At 70.5% G+C, this 20,546-nt stretch carries 18 protein-coding genes; 9 read left to right on the forward strand and 9 right to left on the reverse strand.

Going from position 1 to position 20,546, the window contains the following annotated elements:
* Window positions 1–305 precede the first annotated feature (305 nt).
* Window positions 306–830 carry a pyridoxamine 5'-phosphate oxidase family protein gene (locus ABWV20_RS17195; RefSeq protein ID WP_353357308.1) on the reverse strand — a complete coding sequence of 175 codons (525 nt, stop codon included), beginning with the start codon at window positions 828–830 and terminating at the stop codon, window positions 306–308.
* A 454-nt stretch (window positions 831–1,284) separates the two neighbouring features.
* Here ABWV20_RS17195 and ABWV20_RS17200 point away from each other — a divergent pair, with 454 nt between their 5' ends.
* Window positions 1,285–3,750, forward strand: a complete 2,466-nt coding sequence (locus tag ABWV20_RS17200; RefSeq protein WP_353357310.1) for a molybdopterin oxidoreductase family protein — start codon at window positions 1,285–1,287, stop codon at window positions 3,748–3,750.
* The gene (locus tag ABWV20_RS17205) at window positions 3,747–4,229 is read left to right on the forward strand and encodes a hypothetical protein (protein WP_353357312.1); all 483 of its coding nucleotides are present in this window, start codon (window positions 3,747–3,749) and stop codon (window positions 4,227–4,229) included. Before ABWV20_RS17200 ends, ABWV20_RS17205 begins: the two co-directional genes overlap by 4 nt.
* Window positions 4,230–4,675: 446 nt before the next feature.
* Here ABWV20_RS17205 and ABWV20_RS17210 read toward each other — a convergent pair whose 3' ends face one another.
* Entirely contained in the window at window positions 4,676–5,764 is a 1,089-nt protein-coding gene (locus ABWV20_RS17210) for an epoxide hydrolase family protein (protein ID WP_353357314.1), read from the reverse strand.
* A gap of 84 nt (window positions 5,765–5,848) precedes the next feature.
* On the opposite strand from ABWV20_RS17210, the gene ABWV20_RS17215 reads away from it, so the two are divergent.
* The 4 genes from ABWV20_RS17215 to ABWV20_RS17230 all read left to right on the forward strand — a co-directional run bounded on the left by ABWV20_RS17215 (window position 5,849) and on the right by ABWV20_RS17230 (window position 9,660).
* The gene (locus ABWV20_RS17215) at window positions 5,849–6,505 is read left to right on the forward strand and encodes a TetR/AcrR family transcriptional regulator (RefSeq protein WP_353357316.1); all 657 of its coding nucleotides are present in this window, start codon (window positions 5,849–5,851) and stop codon (window positions 6,503–6,505) included.
* Window positions 6,506–6,626: 121 nt separating this feature from the next.
* Window positions 6,627–8,090: a phospholipase D-like domain-containing protein gene (locus tag ABWV20_RS17220; protein ID WP_353357318.1), complete on the forward strand. Its 1,464-nt coding sequence runs from the start codon at window positions 6,627–6,629 to the stop codon at window positions 8,088–8,090.
* A gap of 21 nt (window positions 8,091–8,111) precedes the next feature.
* Window positions 8,112–9,209, forward strand: a complete 1,098-nt coding sequence (locus tag ABWV20_RS17225; protein WP_353357320.1) for an AI-2E family transporter — start codon at window positions 8,112–8,114, stop codon at window positions 9,207–9,209.
* A gap of 64 nt (window positions 9,210–9,273) precedes the next feature.
* Window positions 9,274–9,660 (forward strand): VOC family protein, encoded by a 387-nt coding sequence (locus tag ABWV20_RS17230; RefSeq protein WP_353357322.1) that lies wholly within the window; start codon window positions 9,274–9,276, stop codon window positions 9,658–9,660.
* A gap of 12 nt (window positions 9,661–9,672) precedes the next feature.
* Here the strand turns inward: ABWV20_RS17230 and ABWV20_RS17235 are convergent, their stop codons facing one another.
* The 3 genes from ABWV20_RS17235 to ABWV20_RS17245 form a co-directional block, all read right to left on the reverse strand.
* Complete coding sequence (locus ABWV20_RS17235) at window positions 9,673–11,232, reverse strand: acetate--CoA ligase (protein ID WP_353357324.1); 1,560 nt, start codon at window positions 11,230–11,232, stop codon at window positions 9,673–9,675.
* Between the two features lie 159 nt (window positions 11,233–11,391).
* Window positions 11,392–12,489 carry a helix-turn-helix transcriptional regulator gene (locus ABWV20_RS17240; protein WP_353357326.1) on the reverse strand — a complete coding sequence of 366 codons (1,098 nt, stop codon included), beginning with the start codon at window positions 12,487–12,489 and terminating at the stop codon, window positions 11,392–11,394.
* Between the two features lie 226 nt (window positions 12,490–12,715).
* Window positions 12,716–13,531, reverse strand: coding sequence for a sigma-70 family RNA polymerase sigma factor (locus ABWV20_RS17245; protein WP_353357328.1), 816 nt, complete (start codon window positions 13,529–13,531; stop codon window positions 12,716–12,718).
* Between the two features lie 280 nt (window positions 13,532–13,811).
* On the opposite strand from ABWV20_RS17245, the gene ABWV20_RS17250 reads away from it, so the two are divergent.
* A complete protein-coding gene (locus ABWV20_RS17250; RefSeq protein WP_353357330.1) occupies window positions 13,812–14,183 on the forward strand; it encodes a hypothetical protein in 372 nt (123 codons plus the stop codon).
* Window positions 14,184–14,250: 67 nt separating this feature from the next.
* Here ABWV20_RS17250 and ABWV20_RS17255 read toward each other — a convergent pair whose 3' ends face one another.
* The 4 genes from ABWV20_RS17255 to ABWV20_RS17270 form a co-directional block, all read right to left on the reverse strand.
* Window positions 14,251–14,988, reverse strand: coding sequence for a UdgX family uracil-DNA binding protein (locus tag ABWV20_RS17255; RefSeq protein ID WP_353357332.1), 738 nt, complete (start codon window positions 14,986–14,988; stop codon window positions 14,251–14,253).
* 2 nt (window positions 14,989–14,990) lie between these two features.
* Complete coding sequence (locus tag ABWV20_RS17260) at window positions 14,991–16,115, reverse strand: carboxylate-amine ligase (RefSeq protein ID WP_353357334.1); 1,125 nt, start codon at window positions 16,113–16,115, stop codon at window positions 14,991–14,993.
* Window positions 16,116–16,268: 153 nt separating this feature from the next.
* Window positions 16,269–17,144, reverse strand: coding sequence for an SDR family oxidoreductase (locus tag ABWV20_RS17265; RefSeq protein WP_353357428.1), 876 nt, complete (start codon window positions 17,142–17,144; stop codon window positions 16,269–16,271).
* A 29-nt stretch (window positions 17,145–17,173) separates the two neighbouring features.
* Entirely contained in the window at window positions 17,174–18,160 is a 987-nt protein-coding gene (locus ABWV20_RS17270) for a TIGR03885 family FMN-dependent LLM class oxidoreductase (protein ID WP_353357336.1), read from the reverse strand.
* Between the two features lie 178 nt (window positions 18,161–18,338).
* Between ABWV20_RS17270 and ABWV20_RS17275 the strand changes: the two genes are divergently transcribed.
* The gene (locus tag ABWV20_RS17275; protein WP_353357338.1) at window positions 18,339–20,024 is read left to right on the forward strand and encodes an alpha-amylase family protein; all 1,686 of its coding nucleotides are present in this window, start codon (window positions 18,339–18,341) and stop codon (window positions 20,022–20,024) included.
* A 36-nt stretch (window positions 20,025–20,060) separates the two neighbouring features.
* A complete protein-coding gene (locus ABWV20_RS17280) occupies window positions 20,061–20,501 on the forward strand; it encodes a DUF6098 family protein (protein WP_353357340.1) in 441 nt (146 codons plus the stop codon).
* Window positions 20,502–20,546: the final 45 nt, after the last annotated feature.

Genomic DNA, 20,546 nt, shown 5'->3' on the forward strand with positions numbered 1-20,546 from the left:
CGTCACCGCGACCGGCGGCAGATGGAGAGGCCCTCGGATACAGGCTCATGGGTTGGCTGGATGTTTGTCGTGAGCCTGTTGGAGTTCTGTCCGACTACGGTCCGGGGCCGTTGTGGACCGAGGAGAAGATCCCAGTCGACGACGACGGCGACAGTGCTTGGCCAGTGGAGCACCGTCAGACCCGCGAGCTCAGCGGTGGCGGCGATGAGCAGGTTCGGGATCGATAGGGCACGGTGACGAACCCTGTCGGGCAGCAGCGGCGGGACCGCCTGCTGGTCCGGCCGGGTCTGGTGACCAGAGCTTGGCTAGAACCTGAAGCGGGTCAGTCCGCCCGGTTCCGTCGCCAGGACCACAGTGGCTGAACGTGGCTCGATGCGATAGACGTTCCACGGCGGCGCCCCTTGCGACGGCGCATTGAACGGCGCCGTGATGCCCGTCCCGGTCTCGTCGGGCTGCGCGGGCCAACCACTGTCCGCCCAGACCTTGGCGATGCGTGCCACGACCGCGGGGTCGGTCACCCGGGTTGCGTCACCCTCGATCACCACGTCCGCGTCACGGATGGACACCGCAACGGAGCACCGCGGATCACGCGCGACGTTGCGTCCCTTGCGTGTACCAGCACCCGTTTGGAACCAGAATGCGCCGTCCACCCAGACGGCACCGACAGCAGTGACGTGCGGGCTGCCGTCGTGGTTGATGGTGCACAACCACGTCGTGCGCGCGTTCGCTGCATCCGCAGCCGGCGCCGACCCCGCGTCGAGCTTCGCCGCAACGACGGTCCAATCCACCGGCGGCAACCCTTCTGCCTTTCCCAGATTGATGGTCTGCATCGTTTCAACGTACCTGCCCCCACTGCACTCCGGCAGGCCGCATTTGTGGCGGGAGGCCGGGCACTGCGGCGCAGGTCAGTGGCGCACCCGTGGGGCCCCTTGGGCAGGATGAACGGCCCTGACCCGCTCGCAGCACAGGCGACCAGGCTCCCAGAGCCCGCACCTCGCGACAGGAACGAAGCTGGTGTCGCGAGGTGCGGGAGGATGCTCGCGTGCCGATCGAGATGATCCGAGCGCCGAGACCGAAGCGGGCTTGGCGGACTTCCCGAAGGTCGAGGCCACGGCGCCACCGCGCCACGGCGCCACCGGGCCCTCGCGCCACGGCGCGAGGGCGCGAGGGCCCAGCGCCGGCGCCGCTTCGAATGCACGCCTACGGGGTATGACGAGAGTGTCGCCGACATCTGCAGACCACTGATGACACCGCTCCCATGGGGACGGTGCGAGGAGGTGCCTGATGGCGCGCAGCAACCGGATCTCCGAGCCCTGGGGGACGCGGACACCGTACGGCCGCGCAGAGCGCTGGCCCAAGCGGGTGGACTCGTACCTCGCAGACGGCCTGTCGGAGGCCGACGTCGACCGATGGGTGCAGAGCGCGGCGATCCTGCACTCGAACGGCGACGGGCTCGACATCGCCGTGAAGGACGGGCGGATCGTCGGGGTGCGCGGCCGCGCAGATGACCGGGTGAACCATGGCCGCCTGGATCCCAAGGACGCCTTCGGCTGGCAGGCCAACGCATCAGCCCACCGACTCACGAGACCACTGGTGCGCCGGGACGGTCGGCTCGTGGAGGCGAGCTGGGACGAGGCGATGGGCCGGATCGTGCAGCGCAGCAACGACCTCCTCGCGGAGCAGGGCCCGAGTGCCGTTGCCTTCTACACGTCAGGTCAGCTCTTCCTCGAGGAGTACTACACGCTTGCGGTTGTGGCACACGGCGGCATCGGGACGAACCACGTCGACGGCAACACGAGGCTCTGCACGGCGACGGCGGCCGAGGCGCTCAAGGAGTCCTTCGGGTGCGACGGCCAGCCCGGTTCGTACACCGACATCGACCATGCGGACGTCATCGCGCTCTGGGGCCACAACATGGCCGAGACCCAGGCCGTCCTGTGGAGCCGGCTCCTGGACCGGCTGGCAGGCCCGAACCCCCCGACGCTGATCTGCGTCGACCCTCGACTGACACCTGTCGCCGCCGCGGCGACCCTCCACCTCGCGCCGCGGCCGGGCACCAACGTGGCCCTGATGAACGGCATCCTCCACGAGCTGGTCGCCAACGACTGGGTCGACCACGCGTATGTCGACGCGCACTCCGTGGGCTTCGACGAGCTCGTTGCGCAGGTCAAGGACCACACCACGGCGGAGGCGGCACGCATCTGTGACGTGCCCGAGGACCAGATCCGGGAAGCCGCGCGGATCCTCGGGACGGCAGAGTCCCTGTTCTCCACGGTCCTGCAAGGGTTCTACCAGTCGAACCAGGCGACCGCGGCAGCCGTTCAGGTCAACAACATCCACCTGCTGCGCGGCATGCTGGGCAAGCCCGGCTGCGGACTCCTGCAGATGAACGGCCAGCCGACGGCGCAGAACACCCGTGAGTCCGGCGCTGACGGCGACATGGCGGCCTTCCGCAACTGGAACAACATGTCGCACGTGGAGGAGCTCGCCCGGATCTGGAACATCGAGCCGAGCCAGATCCCGCACGCCACCCCGCCGACCCATGCCATGCAGATGATGCGGTACGCCGAGGAGGGCTCCATCCGCATGCTGTGGGTCTCGGCGACCAACCCGGTCGTCTCACTGCCCGAGCTCGGACGCATCAGGTCGATCCTCGCCCAGGAGCGGCTCTTCCTCGTGGTGCAGGACATCTTCCTCACAGAGACCGCGCAGCTCGCCGACGTCGTCCTCCCCGCTGCCGCGTGGGCGGAGAAGACCGGGACCTACACGAACGCCGACCGCACGGTTCACCTCTCGGAGAAGGCCGTCGACCCGCCGGGTGAAGCGCGCCCCGACCTCGACATCTTCCTCGAGTACGCCCAGCGGATGGGCCTGAAGGACAAGGATGGTCAGCCGCTGGTCAAGTGGGGCGACCCGGAGTCGGCCTTCGAGGCCTGGAAGGAGTGCTCTCGCGGGCGTCTCTGTGACTACAGCGGACTCAGCTACGAGAAGCTGCGCGGGAACAGCGGCATCCAGTGGCCGTGCACAGCCGAGTCTCCCGACGGGACCGAGCGTCTCTACACGGACGGATCGTTCTGGGCCGCACCGGACGTCTGCGAGAACTACGGCCGTGACCTGCTGACCGGCGCCCCGATCGAGGCGGACGAGTACAAGGCGATGAACCCCGACGGCAAGGCCATGCTCAAGCCGGCGGAGTACTCGCCCCCACAGGAGATGCCCAGCGCGGAGTACCCGTTCCAGCTCATCACCGGTCGAACCGTCTACCACTTCCACACCCGGACCAAGACCGCTCGGGCACCGCAGCTCGACGCGGCGGCGCCGGACGTGTGGGTGGAGGTGTCCGAGCCGGACGCGGCCACCTTGGGCCTCGCCGAGGGTGACCTCACCGAGATCCGCACTCCCCGGGGACGGGTCCAGGCGAGGGCCCGAGTGAGCGGGATCCGCAAGGGTGTCGTCTTCCTGCCGTTCCACTACGGCTACTGGGACACCGACGCCGGGCACGAGCCGGACGGCGCCGGCCGCGCTGCCAACGAGCTGACCATCACCGCGTGGGACGCCGCGTCGAAGCAGCCGATCTACAAGACCGCGGCGGCGTCGGTGACGAGGCTCGCTCCTGCCGACGGCACGCCGTCGCCCGCCCCCACGACGACAGCCTCGGCGCCCGTCGCCGGCAGTCCTCCGCCGACGCAGGGCGGGGAGGACGCGTATGTGGAGGAGACCCCGGCGCCGGCCACAGGAGGTGTGAGGTGAAGATCGGGACCGTCCTTCGCGAGCTGCACGAGGCAGAGAACGACCTCGTCAAGAACCTGCTCACCGTGGCCGAGCGACACCGCGTCGACCACGACATCTTCCACCTCGGTCGCACGCTCGCCGAGTGGTCGCGGCGCCACGTGGGCGAGATCGCCGCCATCGCCCGCAAGTACGGCGAGCAGCTCGACCCCGAACCCCACGGCGAGCTCGGGCCGGTCGCCGCCCTCCGGGAGAAGGGCAGCGAGCTCCTGGGCCGGACACCCGACGCCGGGCTCCTCATGCTCCGCGATCTGCGTGACGTCTACCTCCACGCGGCTGCGGTGCTCGCCGACTGGGAGATGATCGGCCAAGCCGCTCAGGCGATCAAGGACGAGGAGCTCGTATCCCTCGCGCACCGGTGCCAGCAGGAGACGACGCGCCAGATGAAGTGGGCCAACTCCAAGATCAAGGAAGCGTCCACCCAGGTACTGGTTGCCTGAGCAGAGTGGGCGCCTCTGGCCCTGCCCCGCCGGGCGACCGTGGCCAGGGCCGCGCCGGAAGCCGTGGCCGGCCCGAACCGCGCTCCCCGACCTGACCCTTCGGCTGCAGCACGGGGGACGTGTCGCCGACAGGCCCGGGGTTCACCCCCGGGGCCGGACCGGCTCGATATGCCTCCTCCTGCGCCCGGCGCCACAGCGGGTTGCACATTCGTGGCTCACTCAGTCCGCTGAGCCGGCAGAGCCCATGGAACCGGCCGACAGCCGTGCCGCGCGGAGCGTGATCGAACGATCGACGTCATGTGCCCACGCTAGGAGCGGTCCGGGCGCGGCCGCTTCTCGATTCCTGACCGGTGGGGACGTCTCCGCGACGATGCCGTATGCCGCTGAGCTGGCTTCGCGGGTCACCTGCCCCGTGGAGCCCTCCCGCAGTGTTCCGGCGGCGCCGGTCAGAGGCTGGTGAAGAACTCGACGACGTCCCCCACGAGGGTGGTGGTGTCGTTGTGGGCGGCGTAGTGGCTCCCCCCGTCTCGGACGTTCCACCTGACGATGTTCGAGTGGTCGCGCTCGGCGAACCGGCGGATGGCCTGGAAGTCGTTCCGCCAGGACGACAAGGCTGTGGGCACGGTGGTCGGACTGGTGGGCCGGTGCTGGGCGAGGTGGTTCTCCCGATAGAGCCGCAGGGACGAGCCTGCGGTCCGGGTGAACCAGTAGGTGGCGACGTTGCCCACGACGAAGTCGTCGTGCTGGTCGAGCATGAGCTGGTAGTTCCACGCCAGCAGGCCGACGGGGGAGTCGGCGAGCGCGTGGGCGAGCGTCAGCGGTGCCTGCGAGTGGAGCACGTTGAAGGCGCCGATGTTCTCCCAGAACCACGTGAGTACGTCGAGGGCGGCCTGCTCGTCGGCGGTGAGCTCCGTGAGCTCGCTCGGGTCGCCGCTCGGGAAGGAGAAGAGCTGCGTCACGTGGACGCCGATGCAGTGCTCGGGGTCGAGGCGTCCGATCTCCGGCGAGATCATCGAGCCCGCGTCGTTGCCCATCGCCCCGTACCTCTCGTATCCAAGCCGACTCATCAGCTCGACCCATGCGCCGGCGATCCGGACGTTGTCCCAGCCGGGCTCGGTCGTCGGGCCGGAGAAGCCATAGCCCGGCAGGGACGGGATGACCAGATGGAAGCCGGCACTCGTGAGCGGCTCGATGACGTCGAGATACTCGAGCACGGAGCCGGGCCAGCCGTGCGTGAGGATGAGCGGGAGCGCGTGGTCGCGGTCGGAGCGGGCGTGGATGAAGTGGATGTTCTGGCCGTCGATCGTCGTCGTGAACTGCGGGTGCGCGTTGATCCGGGCCTCGAGGGCGCGCCAGTCGAAGCTGCCGAGCCAGTGGTCCGCGAGCTCACGAACCCTGGCCAGGGGCACGCCGTACGAAGGCTGCGTCGCGTCCATCTCGTCGGTCCAGCGGGTCCGCTGGAGTCGGTCTCGGAGGTCGTCGAGGTCGGACTGCGGCACCTCGACGCGGAAGGGGCGGATCTCAGTGGTGTCCATCAGGCTTCCTTTCAGAACGGAATGGATCGTTCCGTTCAAACGTACCGGAATGCTCCGTTCCGCGCAAGCTCTATGATGGCGTCCGTGAGCGAGACGCCGACCCTCCGCCTGCCGGGCCGCAAGGCCCAGGCGGCGCGCAACGACGCGCTGATCCTCGATGCCGCGCGGACGGTCTTCCTTCGTGACCCCTCCGCCCCCATCGCCGCCGTGGCAGTCGAGGCCGGCGTGGGCATCAGCGCTCTCTACCGGCGCTACGCCAACAAGGAGGGCATGATCGCGAGCCTCTGTGCGGAGGGGTTGGAGCGTTACATCGCAGCGGCAGAGCGCGCCTTGGCGAGCACCGCCCGTCCGTGGCAGCGCCTGCTCGGGTTCATCACCGAGGTCGTCGACGAGGACGTCCACTCCTTGACGGTCCGACTGGCCGGCACGTTCACGCCGACACGAGAGCTCGCCGAGCTCGCAGAGCGAGCGACGGCCCTGGGAGCCAAGGTCTTCGACGCGGCCCAGGAAGCCGGCGCACTGCGTCCCGGTCTCGTGTTCAACGACCTGGCGATGATCCTCGAACAGGCCACTGCCGTGCGTGTCTCCGACCCGGCTCGGACGCGGGTGCTCCGGCGCCGCTATCTCGCGCTCCAGCTCGATGCCCTGAGCGCCCGCAGGTCACGGGGCGCTCCGGCGGACCTTCCCGGACCGCCCCCATCGGACGCGGAGCTGGGCGAGCGCTGGATCCCGCGCGACTGACTCGTCGGTGCGTCGCTCGGCGTTGGGCGTGGAGGCCAGCACCGCCCGGGTCCGCTTCGAGCGGGTCCCCAGCCTGCCCGCGAACCGTGCCACGGTCCGCATTCTGCGCAACGATGCATCCATGGACCTCTCTTCCCGACTGGCTCGGTTGGACGCGAAGGTGGGGGACGGGCTCGAGGCGGTGCTGCGCCGGCATCACGTCCGGAGGCTGCGCCGGCTCGGCTGGTCCGACGCTCTCGGAGTTCCGGCGGAGCCCGCGTGGTGGTCGCCTCGGGTTCCGGTTCGCTCGGGGAACGCCTTCGACGTCCTCGTCGACGGTGCGGCCGCGCTGCCCGCGATCGAGGAGGCGGTGCGCGGCGCTCGCGACCACGTCCACATCGCCGGATGGCACTCCTCGCCGGACTTCCAGCTCTCTCGCGGGCCGGCTGCTCCCCGGCTCCGAGACCTGTTGGCCGAGGTCGCGGAACGGGTCCCTGTCCGGGTCCTGCTCTGGGCGGGGCCGCCGCTGCCCGTCTTCGAGCCGACGAGGACGATGGCCAGGGCGGCACGAGAGGGCTTCACTCGGGGCAGCAAGGTCGAGTGCGTGCTCGACCGGCGGGAGCGCACCCTGCACTGCCATCACGAGAAGATCGTCATCGTCGACGGCGAGGTGGCGTTCGTCGGCGGGATCGACCTCACGGCGCTTCAGGGGGACCGTCACGACGAGGACCGCCACCCGCCTCGTGACCCCCTCGGCTGGCATGACGTGGCAGTGCGACTCGCCGGTCCCGCCGTGGTCGACGTCGCCCGGCACTTCGTCCAGCGGTGGAACGACGTCACGGGCGACCAGCTGCCGGAGCCGGCGCCGCCTCCACCACCGTCGGAGGCTCCCCAGGGGGTCGAGGTGCAGGTGCTGCGGACCGTTCCCGAAGGGATCTACGGCTTCTCCCCTCACGGCGAGTTCACCATCCTCAGCGCCTACCTGCAGGCACTCTCCTCCGCGCAGGACTACATCTACCTGGAGAACCAGTTCCTCTGGTCCCCCGAGATCGTCGACGTGCTGTGCGACAAGTTGGAGCGTCCGCCTCGTGAGGAGTTCCGCGTGCTGCTGCTCCTGCCTGCCCGGCCGAACAACGGTGCGGACACAACCCGGGGCCAGCTGGCTCGGTTGCTCGAGGCCGACGGTGACGCGGGTCGGCTGCTGGCCACGACGATCTCGGCGCACGACGAGAGCACGTCCGCGCCGGTCTACGTGCATGCCAAGGTGGGCATCGTCGACGACCGCTGGCTCACGGTGGGCTCCGCCAACCTCAACGAGCACTCCCTCTTCAACGACACGGAGATGAACGTGCTCACGTGCGACCGGGAGCTCGCGCGATCGACGCGACTGCGCCTGTGGAGCGAGCACACCGAGCAGCCCGTCCAGGCCGTCGACGGCGACCCCCACACCGTGATCGACGCGGTCTGGCGGCCGATCGCCGAGGAGCAGGCCCGGCGCCACCGGGACGACCTGCCGCCGACCCATCGGCTCCGACTTCTCGAGCACGTCTCACGCCGAGCCGACCGGCTCCAAGGGCCGCTTCGCGGACTGCTCGTCGACGGGTAGTCGTGTGGGAGAGTTCCGGTCATGAACCCACCGCAACCCCCGGCGGCACCACCGGGGCCCTGGCAGGATCGGATGGGGCGGGCCGCGACCCGCAGCATCCAGGTGCTCGCCGTGCTCACGCTCGTCGTCATTGCCGTGTGGGTCGGGGTGCAGCTTCGGCTCGTCGTCGTTCCCCTGCTCATCGCCGTCCTCATCGCCGCAGCCGCCAGCCCCATCGTCGCGTGGCTGAACCGCCGCGGTCTGCCCCGTGCCCCGTCCGTCTGGATCACCCTCCTCGCGGGCTTCGCCATCCTGGGCGGACTGATCTGGGCCGTGGCCCGCGAGGCACAGGACCAGTGGGGCGAGCTCGCCGAGGGCGCCCGTCAGGGCGTGCAGGAGCTCGAGCGTTTCCTCGCGCAGTCGCCCTGGGGGCTGACCCCGGAGCGACTCGAGGAGCTCTGGAACCAGGCCGGCGAGGTGATGGCCGGCCCTCGAGGCCAAGGCGTGATCAGCGGCGCCACGTTGGTCATGGAGATCATCGCGGGGATCTTCCTGGGGCTCGTCCTGCTCTATTTCCTGCTCAAGGACGGCGAGCGCATCTGGAGCTTCCTGCGAGGCGAGCTGCTGCCCGATCGCCACTCCCAGCGCTTCGATCGGGTCGCGGAGGAGGCGGTGTCCACGCTCGGCGGCTACGTGCGGGGCACGGCCTTCATCGCCCTGGTCGAGGCGACGCTCATCGGTGGCACCGTCGCCGTTCTCGGTGTCCCCTTGGCGCTGCCCATCGCGATCGTGGTGTTCATCGGTGCGTTCGTCCCGTTGCTCGGCGCGACGACCGCCGGCACGCTGGCCGCGCTCATCGCGCTGGTCAGCAACGGCCTCGTGGCGGCACTGATCCTCGTGGCCGTCGTGATCGTCGTCAACCAGCTCGAGGGGGACGTGCTCGCTCCGTACGTCCTCGGCAAGACGCTCTCGCTGCACCCCCTGGTGGTCCTCCTGGCGCTGTCTGCCGGCACGATCTCCGCTGGCATCATCGGGGCGATCCTCGCCGTGCCCTTCGCCGCTGTCGCCTGGTCGGCGATCACCACGTGGCGCAGCGTCGAAGAGGCCGACACGACCACTGCGGCGCCGGACTCCGCCTGAGCCGCCTGCTGACACGGGCGGCCCCACGGGGCTGTACTGGAGGCTCCCCACGAAAGGTGACGACATGTCCCGCGACACCAAGGCGTTCAGCAGCTTCTCGGTCGATGACGTGGGCCGGGCCCGCGCCTTCTACGGCGACACCTTGGGACTCGAGGTGACCGACGAGAACGGCATGCTGACCCTCCACCTCGCCGGCGCCGGTCGGGTGCTCGTCTACCCCAAGGGCGACCATGCGCCGGCGACCTACACGGTCCTCAACTTCCCGGTCGACGACATCGAGCGAGCGGTCGACGACCTGGTGGCTGCCGGGGTCACGTTCGAGCGCTACGAGGGGACGCCGGTGGAGACCGACGCCAAGGGCATCTTCCGGGGTGGGGGCCCACTCATCGCCTGGTTCACCGACCCGGCGGGCAACATCCTGTCGGTCCTCGAGGCCCCGGGCCCGGACTGAGCAGGGCTCAGATCAGGACAGCAGGCGCCGCAGGTCGCGGCGGCGCAGCTTGCCGTTGCCGGTCCGCGGCAGCGTGTCGACGTAGACGACCTCGCGTGGGCGCTTGTAGGCGGCGAGGTGCTCAGCCGCGTGGGCCAGCAGGCCGGCAGCGTCGACGTGATCCGGGTCGTCGGCGTCGACCGGCACGACGAATGCCGCGATGATGCGCACCCCCGGCCGTACCTCGACCTCGGTCACGCCCACCTCCGCGACCGAGGGGTGACGCGCCAAGCAGTCCTCCACCTCGAGCGGGGAGACGCGGTAGCCCATCGCGTTCATCACGTCGTCGGCTCGGCCGTGGAACATCACGTAGCCATCGGTTCCGATGTCGACGAGGTCCCCGCCGACGAACCACTGACCGCGCAGGACCTGGGCCTCCTCGTCGGAGCGGCGCCAGTAGCCGAGCATCAGCCCCGGGTCGGTGCGATGCACCGCGAGCAGCCCGGTCTGCCCGTTCGGGAGGGGCTCGTCGCCACCGTCGACCGGCAGCACCGCCACGCACCGTCCGGGTTGCGGCTTCCCGGGACTGCCGGGCTTGACCGGCGTGCCCGGCCCGGACGAGATGAAGGTCGACACCTCGCTCATCCCGAGGGCTTCGTAGAGCTCCAGCCCGGTGCGCTCCCGCCACTCCTCGAGGAGCGCGGGGGGCAGCGCCTCCCCCGCTGTGACGCCGTGCCGGAGGGACGTGGTGTCGCTGGCCTCCAGTGCGCCGCTGCGCAGCAGCTGCCGGTACACGCCGGGCACAGCGGCGAAGATGGAGGCACCGTGCGCCTCGACGAGGCGCGCCCACACCCCCGGGTCCCGAGGGCCGTTGTAGATCAAGGCCGTTGCCCGGTTGGCCCACGGGTCGGTGAGGCCCACGCCGAGGGTGTAGGTCCAGTTGAACGCCCCGGCGTGCAGGAGCACGTCGCTCTCGCGGAGCCCGAGCCAGGCGTCGTGCATCGGCCTGCGCCCCCAGGCGGAGCGGTGTGCGTGGAGAACCCCCTTCGGTCGACCCGTCGTCCCGGACGTGTAGACGAGGAAGGCGGGGTCGTCCGCACCAGTGCTGCCGTATGCCGCTGGGCTCGCTTCCCCTCGCCAGCGGGCGACGTCCTGGGGCGAGACCCGCAACACCCCGGTGGGAAGGTCGACCGCGAGGGCGTCGCTCGTGGCGGCTGCTCGGGCGCCGCAGTCGGCCAGCAGGAAGGCGACCTCCTCGGCGGTGAGCTGGGGTGACGTCGGAACTGAGACGAGACCGGCCGCCATCGCGCCGAAGTGCAGGAGCGCGTAGTCGCTCGTGTTCCCCATGCGGATGAGCATCCGGTCGCCGGGCTCCAGGCCGCAGTCGAGCAGTCCGGCGCCGACGCGGCGGACGGCGCCGTCCAGCTCGGCGAAGGTCCATCGCTCGGCCTGCTCTGCCGGCGCACCGGCGTCCGTGACGACGACCAGCGCGTCTCGCCCGGGGGCCGCAGCCGCGGCCCGGCCGATGGTCAGCTCGGCGAGGTTGAGCTCACTCGGCGCCGGCTCACCGGTGTAGCCCGTCGAGGGGGACATGCCCGTCAGCGTAGACACCCCGACGCCACCTCGAGTGGGCACTCCGTGCCGGCACGAAGTGCCCACTCGAGTGGGAGAGCGGAAGGGCTGGGAGCGAGCGTGTCCCGGGGGGCGAGCTCAGCGGCATACGGCCGTCGCGCACCGAGCCCGTCCGGGTCGTCAGCTCGCCAGGGTCTCGCTCGGGGCCTCGCCGTAGGCGTCCCGGTAGTACGACGTGAACCGGCTCGACCCGCCGAAGCCCCACTTCGAGGCCACCTCGGTCACCGTCACGCCGTCGTCGGGGGCTGCGTTCTCGAGCTCCATGTGCACCCGCTCGAGACGAACCCGGCGCAGGTGCGCCATCGGCGTGGTGTCGAGATGGCGCCGGAAGGCGAGCTGGATCGCCCGAGGGGTGACACCGGCCGCCGCAGCGATGTCCGCCACGGTGAGGTCGTGGTCGGCGTGCTGCTCGATGTAGGCGACCGCCTCGCGCACCGTCTCGGCCGTGATCGGCAGGTCGGTGGCGCTGGTCGACCCGCGCGGGTGCGCCCGGCCGGCCGTCTCGGGGCCCTCGTCCCGCCCGGTCCCGTGTGCGGCCGAGCGGCGCACCGACTCCATGGTCGTGTTGGGGAAGGTCGCCAGAGCGACCGCGGCGAGGAACCGCGCCGACTCGCCGACGATGAGCCGTGTCACCGGGATCCCGGGCGCCCCGACGAGGGTGCGGCTGACGTGGTCGACCGTCTCCTGCCAGTGTCGCTCGGCGGCGCGGCTGACCGGCCGGCTGCCGGTGAAGACGACGTCGGCCACGCCGGTCGTCGCGGCGGCGATGTCCCGGATCAGAGCCAGGTCGAGCCGGACGCAGTGCGCCCGCGGCTCGTCGCCGGTCCAGTCAATTCGACGGGTCTCGGCGGCGCGGACGACGCAGGCTGACTCGCCGGGTCCGATCTGCTCGACGACGCCGGCCGCGTCGAGGGTGATGACCCCGCGCTCGCCGGTGACGAAGAGCGCCGACTCAGGGGCCCGATGCGACTCCTCGACGGCAGTGCCATCGTCGGTGCCCGGGTCGAGGATCGCCGACAGGCCGGCACCGGACAGCACGTCGATCGAGAACCGACCAGCGTCGGTGTGCGCCAGCGAGAAGTAATACTCGTCGGGGCAGCCGACCAGACGGAGAGGGACGCCGAGCTCCTCCGCGCAGATCCGCTCGATCTCGGCTGGATCGGTCGCCGTGAAGGTGACCTTGTGGGTGGTGCTCGGGGTGATGGTCGATAGGGACATGTTCAACTCCAAGGCTGACGTGTCCGAGGGCCGTGGTTTGACCCATCAGCAGCCGTCTCCGGCCACCGACTCTCCGACCTTATCCCAAGTTTCCACACGATGGGAGATACGCGGCGCGGCTCTTGCGGGACCCGGACAACGGTGAACGCGCCGACAACCCGTCGGCGCGTTCACTCGTGGTTCTGTCGGGGGGTCGCTCCGGTGGTTGCGGAGCGGCCCGTTCCGGTCAGGCGGCGGCGGCCCCGCTCGAGTCGTCGACCGTGACGCCCATCTGGGCGCGGAGCTTGTCGAGGACCGCCCGCACGAGGCGGGAGACCTGCATCTGGCTGACGCCGAGGGCCAGCCCGATCTCCTTCTGCGTCATCCCGTCGACGAACCGCATCTGGAGCAGCTCACGGTCCTTCGGCGACAGGGTGCTCAGGGCTGCCCCGAGCGAGACGCGATCGGCAGCCGACTCCAGCTCCTCCTGGGGCTCCGCGAGGCTCTCCGCGAGGGAGCGGGACTCGTCGTCGCCGAAGGTGAGGTCGAGCGAGAGCGGGTGGTAGCTGTGCTCAGCCGACAGGCACTCGGACACCTGGTCGGGGTCCACGCCGATCTCCTCGGCGAGGTCCCGCGCGGTCGGGGCCGTGCCGTGCTCCTGCTCCCAGTGCTCACGCGCCAGGCGCAGCACGGGGCCGAGCTCCTGGAGCCGGCGGGGCGGGCGAACCATCCACCCGTGGTCCCGGAAGTGCCGCTTCAGCTCTCCCGAGATGGTCGGGAGCGCGTAGCCGATGAACGACGTGCCGGGCCCGGGCTGGTAGCGCTTGATCGCGACGAGGAGCGCGAGCCGGGCGACCTGGACGAGGTCCTCGGTCGGGATGCTGCGACCGGCGTAGCGCGCTGCCACGCCATCGCACAGGTCGAGGTGGAGCCGGACGATCTCGTCGGTGAGCCTTTCGCGCTCCGCGCAGTTCTTTGTACGCGAGAGCGTGAGGAGCAGCTCCTCCGCCTTCCGGTCCCTCTCGACGAATCGGCCGCGACGGCGGCTGATCGGGGTGGGCATCGTGGTGGGGGTAACGGACTTCATGCGTGACATGACTCATCTCCTGCTTGTGCGGGTGACGGAGTCAGCTCGTGGTTGAACCGCTCGTGAAGTCCCCTCAACCTTCTCGGGGATGCGCCTCGGCTCACCACCACCAGAACGAACACTTTGCCGCCGTTGACCCCCGAAAACGAAGTTCGCGCCCGAATTGCCCGAGTTCGCTGGTGCCCTCCCCCACATTCGGGTAGACGCCGCTCGCAGGGCTCTCTGCAGTGCCGACCGATGGACGAGAGGAGTCACCGTGAGCGTGACGAGCTTCCAGGACCTGCCGCTGGCGGACCGGGACCGTGAGTGGGACGGTGATGCAGCGGAGCGTCGCGTCCGGGACTGGGCCGGCGCCGAGGACGGTCCCAACGAGAAGTACCGGGACGCGCACGTCTGGTACGACGCCGACAACAAGGACAACTTCACCGCGTACAAGCTGCTCATCGCTGATGTCGTCGACGGCCGGCTGAAGGCCGTGCCCCGGGGCGTCATGGCCGCTGCCGCGGTGATGCAGGGCTCGCGCGGGGGCGTCGACCTGCCGGACCAGGACCGGGATCGGGTCCGCAGCCACCTCGCGAAGTACTACGCGAAGTGGGGCGAGCAGGCCCCGTGGGAGCGTGACGAGTGAGGCGACCGTGAAGGGGTATGCCGCTGACCTCGCTCCGTGGCGAAAGGGCCTGCCGGCCCTCCCGAGGTCAGCCGCGGTCCAGCAGGGTCCTGGCCACGACAAGATCCTGCACCAGCGCGGCCCGGTCCACCTCACGCTGCCTCGAGCGCAGGACCGCCGACGGGTGCGCGGTCGCCACCGCGACGGGCATCGGATCGACTGACGCGGCCCTGCCCCGTGCATTGGGAGGGCGCGGCCAGTCGAGGGGTCGGCCACGGGAGGTGCCGACCCGGAAGCCCGGGCCGTAGATCGCCTGACCGGCGGTGCCACCGAGGATGACGACCACCTCGGGTTTGACGATCGCCAGCTCCGCGAGCAGCCACGGCTCGCAGGCGGCGACCTGCCATCGCACCGGCGACGTGTGGATCCGCTTGCCGCCCTTGTCGACGTGTCGGAAGTGCTTGACCACGTTGGTGCGGAAGGTGTCGGCCGGGTCGATGCCGGCCTCGGAGAGAACCTGGTCGAGCAGGCGGCCCGCAGGACCCACGAAGGGCACCCCGGCGAGGTCCTCCTTGTCGCCGGGCTGCTCGCCGACCAGCATGAGCCGCGCCCCCGCCGGGCCATCACCCATGACGCCCTGCGTGGCGTCCCGGTAGAGGTCACAGCCCCGGCAGCCGTCCACGGCCTCCTGCAGTCGTCGCAGGGTCGGCCGCTCGGGCACGAACGGCCCGGCGCCGGGGTAGTCGGCCCGGGCCTGCCGCGAGGCGGGTGGCGGCTCGGCCGGGGACGTCGGGGACGTCGGGGGCGTCGGGGGCGTCGCGGGCACCGTCAGTCCTCCTCCTCCTGACCAGCGGTCACCCGGACCGCTTGCGCAACGACGTCGATCAGCTGGCCGGTCCGCTCCATCGTGCGGGTCTGCAGCTGGGCACCATTGCCGCGCAGCCGAATCCGCTCCAGCCCCTCCTTCACCAGCTCCATGTCGCCGGAGTGCGACAGCGCGGGGCCGACGTGCTCGACGAGGTGGTCGATGACGTCCCAGGCGGGCCGTGGCCGCGAGGAGAACGGGTCGAGGAGACGCCCCGAGGTTCCCTCCCGGGCGGCCTGCCAGGTCCCGAGCCGGACCATCGTCGTCGGAACCTCCGGCACCGGCAGCGACCGGGCCCAGTCGCGCGCGGCCGTCTCGACGAGACCACGGCAGAGCGCCGCGATGAGGACCGCGTCACCGGCGCGGAGGCACACGTCGGCCGCCCGGATCTCGACCGTCGGGTAGTGCTGGCTCAGGCGCGCGTCGAAGTAGATCATCCCCTCGTCGAGGATGACCGACGACATCGTCATGTCGCGCACCATGCGGTGGTACGCCTCGGCCGAGCGGAAGATCTCGGTGGGGCCGTTCGACGGCCAGCGACCGAACGACTGGGAGCGCCAGCTCGCGAAGCCGGTCGCCTCGCCGTTCCAGAAGGGGGAGTTCGCGCTGAGGGCGAGCAACGAGGGCAGCCACACGCGGATCCGGTCGAGGACGCCGACCCCCTCCTCGTCGGACTCGATCGCCACGTGCACGTGCAGGCCACACGTCAGGTGCTGACGGGCGACGATCTGGTAGCGCTCGTGCATCCAGGCGTAGCGGCTCGACTCGACGGGGATGGGGGTGACGGGCAGCGGCGACGTCGCGAGGGCGGCGACGCTCGAGCCCAGCTGCCGGGCAGCGGAGTTCGCCTCTGACCTCCAGTGCCGGACCTCACGGTCGAGGTCGTCCAGCGACTCGACGGGTGACGTGTGGGTCTCGATCATCTGCTGCTGGAACTCGCCCTCGAGGGCGCCGTGGACACCGAGGCCCGCGACCGCCTGCTGCTGCATCGCGGCGCGCAGGACGAGCTGCCCGGACACCGACTTCGGCCGACCGTTGCGCACGTCGACGAGGAGCATCTCCTCCTCGACACCGACTGTCCTGACCATCCCTACCTCCAACCCACAGGGGGTCAGCCCACCATGAGCGCCGCCTCCGAGGGGGCCGGTCCACGATCGGCTTCGCCGTTTCGACATTACGCCTCGGGAACCCTCGGCGCCCGTGCGCTGGCAGCCAGCCCAGCGGCATACGACCTGGTTCGGCTAGAACACCGCTCCCCCGCCCGTGACGCCGAGGACGGTGCCGGAGACGTAGCTGGCGTCCGACGGCGACGCGAGGAACACGAACGCCGGGGCCACCTCACCGGGCTGACCGGCACGCCCCAACGGGGTGTCGGAGCCGAACGTCTCGATCTTCTCCGTCTCCCGGGTCGCCGGTTGCAGCGGCGTCCAGATCGGGCCCGGTGCCACCGCGTTGACGCGAATCCCCTTGGGACCCAGCGACTGAGCGAGGTTCACGGTGAGGTTGTTCAGGGCTGCCTTGGTCGCCGCGTAGTCGAGGAGAGCGGGCGACGGGTCGTACGCCTGGATCGAGGTCGTGTTGATGATCGACGACCCCTCCCCCAGGTGCGGGAGCGCGGTGCGGCACAGCCAGAGCACCGCGTGGAGGTTCGTGCGCATGACCCGCTCGATGTTCTCGTCCGTCAGCCCTTCGAGCCCCTCGCCCGGCCCCTTGTCCCAGTGGAAGCCGGCGTTGTTGACGAGGATGTCGAGGCCGCCGAGGCCCTCGACCGCCACGGCGACGACACGGTCGCAGGTCGCGCGCTCCGTGAGGTCACCGGGCACGAGGACGGCCGCGCGGTCGGCCTTGCGGACCCAGGACGCGGTGTCCTCGGCGTCGGACTGCTCGTCCGCGAGGTAGTTGATCGCCACGTCGGCCCCCTCCCGGGCGAAGGCGATGGCGACGGCACGGCCGATCCCCGAGTCGCCGCCCGTGATGAGTGCCTTGAGCCCCTCCAGCCGACCGTGACCGACGTAGGTCTCCTCGCCGTGGTCCGGCACCGGATCCATCCGCTTCGTCAGGCCGGGCGGGTCCTGCTGCTGGGGCGGGAACCCGCCCTTGTCGTCCTTGCGGACCATCGAGGCTGCGTGCTCGCCGATGCTGCTGGTCACGACGTGCTCCTTCCGGACAGGTTTGCGGTGGTGAACTGCGGGAGCACCCCGGCGCCGAAAGCCTCGATGAAGGGCGACTGGTCGGTGCCGACGAAGTGCACCATGACCGCGTCGAAGCCGTCGTCGAAGGCCTGTCGGATCCGGGCCGCATGCGACTCGAGGTCCGCCGAGACGTGCACGGACCGCCGGACGTCCTCCTCGGTCGCGTGCCGCCCGAGCTCGTCGAAGGCCTCCACGGAGTCGGTGTCCCACGCCACCGGTGAGCCGAAGACGTTGCTGCGCCACTGCCGCATCGCGATGTCGAGGGCCTCGTCCTCGGACGGCGCCCAGCTGACGTGCAGCTGGAGCCGGGCCGGGCCGCGACCGCCGTGCTCGCGGTACGCCTCGACCGCGCGGCGGTCAGCGCCCTCCTGCTGGTTGACCGTGATGAGGCCGTCCGCCCAGGTCGCGGCCCGAACCGCCGTCTGCGTGCTCACGGCCGCCGCGACGAGGCCCGGCCGCGTGCTCGGACGGGACCACACCTTGGCGCGGTCGACCGTGATGAGCCCGTCGTGGGAGACACGCTCCCCGTCGAGCAGCCGGCGGATGACGTCCGCGCACTCGACGAGCCGCTGGTCGCGCAGCTCCTTGCGCGGCCAGCCGTCGCCGGTCACGTGCTCGTTGACCGCCTCGCCCGAGCCCAGCGCAGCCCAGAACCGGCCGGGGAACATCTCACCGAGGGTGCCGATCGCCTGCGCGGTGATGGCGGGGTGGTAGCGCTGGCCGGGCGCCGTGACGACACCGAACGGCAGCCGCGTCGCGTTCAGCGCGGCGCCGAGCCACGACCAGGCATAGCCCGACTGACCCTGGTCGGTGCTCCACGGCTCGAGGTGGTCGGAGCACATCGCGGCCGTGAAACCCGCCGCCTCGGCGTGCTTCACGTCCTCGAGGAGCTGAGAGGGGGCAATCTGTTCGTGGGAGCAGTGGAAGCCGATGATGGCCATCCGGGTCCGTCCTTGGTCGAGGTCGTCGAGGTCGTCGAGGTCGTCAGCTTCGCCAGCGTCGTCGGCATCGAGCCGTCGTCACCGTGCAGCACCCGTCTACCCGCGGCACCTCGGGCAAAACCTCGAACGCCGCGGGCAAAGCGGTGGGTCACACACCATTCGTGGGTAACCGGCAGCCATGAGGATGAGCCAGACGGGTGACCTGTGGTGGAAGACGGCGGTGCTCTACTGCGCCGACGTCCAGACCTTCTACGACTCCGACAGTGACGGGATCGGCGACCTGAGGGGGATGACGGAGCAGGTCGAGTACCTCGCCGACCTCGGCATCACCTGCCTCTGGCTCATGCCCTTCTACCCCACGCCCTCGAAGGACGACGGCTACGACATCGTCGACTTCTACGGCGTCGACAAGCGGCTCGGCACGCACGGCGACTTCGTCGAGCTCGTGCGCACCGCCCGAGCCCACGGCGTCCGGGTCATCGTCGACTTCGTCATGAACCACACCTCCAACCAGCACCCCTGGTTCAAGTCCGCGCGCCGCAGCAAGGACGACCCGTACCGGGACTACTTCGTGTGGAGCCCGACCAAGCCGAGGACCAACCCGAAGGACATCGTCTTTCCCGACCAGGAGGACAGCATCTGGGAGCTCGAACCCCGGACCGGCGAGTACTACCTCCATCACTTCTACAAGCACCAGCCCGACCTCAACGTGCTCAACCCTGCGGTCCAGGAGGAGATCGCGCGGACGATCGGCTTCTGGCTCGAGCTCGGTGTGTCCGGGTTCCGGGTGGATGCGGTGCCGTTCCTCTTCACCCCGGACACCGTGCCGGCCGACCACCACCACATCCCCTTCGACCCGAAGCGCTACCTCGGTGACGTGCGGAAGTACGTCACCCGGCGGGTCGGCGACGCGCTGCTCCTCGGCGAGGTCAACCTGCCCTACCAGCAGCAGAAGACCTACTTCGGCGGCGCGGACGGCGACGGGCTCAACATGCAGTTCGACTTCGCCGCGATGCAGGCGCTCTACCTCGCCCTCGCCCGCGAGGACGCCCGGCCGATCGAAGGGGCACTCCGGCGGCGGCCAGACCTCGATGTCACCAGCCAGTGGGCCAACTTCGTCCGCAACCACGACGAGCTCACCCTCGACCAGTTGACCGACGACGAACGCCAGGAGGTCTTCGACGCCTTCGGCCCCGACCCCGGCATGCAGCTCTTCGGCCGCGGGCTGCGCCGGCGGCTCCCCTCGATGCTCGGCGGGGACGGCCGGCGCCTGCGCCTGGTCTACTCGATCATGTTCTCCCTGCCCGGGACGCCCGTCCTCTTCTACGGTGAGGAGATCGGGATGGGAGAGAACCTCGACGTGCCCGGCCGGCTCGCCGTGCGCACGCCGATGCAGTGGGGTGACGACCGGACCGGTGGCTTCACCGATGCCCCACCGCGCAAGCTGACCCGGCCGATGCCGGACGGGCTCTACTCCCCTGAGCGCGTCAACGTCGCGAGCCAGCGCCACGACCACGACTCCCTGTGGTGGTTCATCCGCAACCTCATCCGGCTGCGACGGCAGTACCCGCAGATCGGCTGGTCGACGGTGGAGGTGCCGCGGACCAAGCCGCGCAGCGTGCTCGCCCACATCGCCAGGGAGGCGGACGGCTGGACGATGCTCGCCCTGCACAACCTCTCCCCCGAGAGCGCCCTGGTCGACGTGTCGATCGGTGAGGTGGAGCCGGGCTCCTCGCTCTTCGACCTCATCAACGACCGCACTGAGCACCCAGTCTCGAAGCAGGGTGACGCCCAGCTGGAGGTGGAGGGCTACGGCTACCGCTGGCTGCTCCTGCACCGACCGGGTGACCGACCGCCGAAGTGACGGCGAGCCGGGGCCCCGGGTGGGTAGGGGAACGGGGTGGAGACCATTGACACCTTCGACGAGGTGGTCGAGCTCGCCCGGCTGCGAGCCCCCCTCTACGTCCGGCTCTCAGCCGGACCCGGCCCTGACTCCGAGCAGCCCAGCCGTGACGTCGAGGCGGACGTGGCCCTGCCCGGCCTCCCGGTCGCGAGCCTGACCCCGGAGCCGTGGTGGACCCGGCCCGACGAGGACTGGGTGGCCCGACGGCTCTGCACCTATCTCGACCTCATGGGCCAGGCAGGTTCGACCGAGGGGCACCGGCCGTGGTTGCTCACCGGAGTGATCGTCGGCTCGGGCGCCGACCACGAGCCGCTCGTCGCCGCCACCGAGCCGGTCGGGTGGGTCGGTCCGGAGGCGATCGAGACGGCCACGGAGATCTACCGGGCCCGCTTCCACGGCGTCGGGGACCCGACGAGCCCGAGACGCGAGACCGCGTAGCCGGCTGCGCCCGGCGCGACGACGCCCTTCAGCAGCGGGCTCGAG

The sequence above is a fragment of the Intrasporangium sp. DVR genome, assembly GCF_040365325.1.
GTDB lineage: Bacteria > Actinomycetota > Actinomycetes > Actinomycetales > Dermatophilaceae > Intrasporangium.